The organism is Streptomyces sp. NPDC006314 (assembly GCF_040613075.1).
GTDB lineage: Bacteria > Actinomycetota > Actinomycetes > Streptomycetales > Streptomycetaceae > Streptomyces.
Window position 1 is genome coordinate 1 of the sequence record NZ_JBEXRL010000077.1, and the last position, 1395, is coordinate 1395.

At 66.3% G+C, this 1395-nt stretch carries 1 protein-coding gene and 1 pseudogene; both read right to left on the reverse strand.

Annotated elements, in window-relative coordinates:
- On the reverse strand, window positions 1–833 hold an 833-nt coding region (locus ABZ079_RS36850), incomplete at its 3' end, for an alpha-amylase family glycosyl hydrolase (RefSeq protein ID WP_356943801.1).
- Window positions 830–1395 (reverse strand): annotated as a pseudogene (locus ABZ079_RS36855) (alpha-1,4-glucan--maltose-1-phosphate maltosyltransferase); the annotation flags it as partial. The pseudogene ABZ079_RS36855 and the gene ABZ079_RS36850, both read right to left, overlap by 4 nt.

Here is a 1395-nt window from a genome sequence, read left to right on the forward strand (position 1 = left end):
CCGGCGGTGTAGTCGCCGAAGTAGTCGACGACGTCCTCCGGCCACTGGTTGGCCTCCGCCAGCAACACGGTGTCCGGGTACTGGGCGTCGATCTCCTTGCGCACCCGCCGCAGGAACTCGTGGGTGGCCGGCAGGTTCTCGCAGTTGGTGCCCTCCTGCTGGTACAGGTACGGCACCGCGTCCAGCCGGAACCCGTCGATGCCGAGATCCAGCCAGAACTTCAGCGCGGAGATCATCTCCTCCTGCACGGCCGGATTCTCGTAGTTCAGATCCGGCTGGTGCGAGAAGAAGCGATGCCAGTAGTACTGCTTGCGTACCGGGTCGTACGTCCAGTTGGAGACCTCGGTGTCGACGAAGATGATGCGAGCGTCCTGGTACTGCTTGTCGTCGTCGGCCCAGACGTAGTAGTCCCCATACGGACCGTCCGGGTCGCGCCTCGACTCCTGGAACCACGGGTGCTGGTCGCTGGTGTGGTTCATGACGAAGTCGATGATCACGCGCATGCCGCGCTGGTGGGCGGCGTCCACGAACTCCACGAAGTCGGCGAGGTCACCGAACTCGGGCAGTACGGCGGTGTAGTCGGAGACGTCGTAACCGCCGTCACGCAGCGGTGACTTGAAGAACGGCGGCAGCCAGAGGCAGTCCACGCCGAGCCACTGCAGATAGTCGAGTTTGGCGGTCAGTCCCTTCAGGTCGCCGACGCCGTCGCCGTTGCTGTCCTGGAAGGAACGGACGAGGACCTCGTAGAAGACGGCGGTCTTGAACCAATCCGGATTCCGGTCCTTGGCGGGAGTGTCCTCGAAGGTGTCCGGGACGGGCTCGTTGACGATCATATGGTGGGTGACCCTCCGATCTGCGGGTTGGACGGTCGCAGGACGGTGAAGACGTGCGCGGGCCTGTGGCCCGGTTCGAGGCGCACATAGTTGGCCCTGCCCCAGTAGTAGGTCTCGCCGGTGAGCTCGTCGCGCACCGGCACGGACTCGTGCCAGTCCAGGCCGAGTTGCGGCATGTCCAACGAGACCGTGGCTTCCTGGGTGTGGTGGGCATCGAGGTTGGCGACCACGAGAACCGTGTTCGATCCGCTCCGCTTCGAGTAGGCGATCACCGCGTCCTGGTCGGCGTGGTGGAAGTGGAGGTCACGCAGCTGCCGCAGGGCCGGACTGCGCCGCCGGACGTCGTTGAGCCGGGTGATGAGGGGCGCGATGGTCCGCCCCTCCCGCTCCGCGGCCGCCCAGTCGCGGGGCCTCAGCTGGTACTTCTCCGAGTTCAGGTACTCCTCACCGCCCTCCCTGAGCGGGGCGTTCTCGCACAGCTCGTAGCCGCTGTAGATGCCCCAGGCGGGGGAGAGGGTCGCGGCGAGCACGGCCCGCACCTCGAAGGCCGGACGGCCCCCGT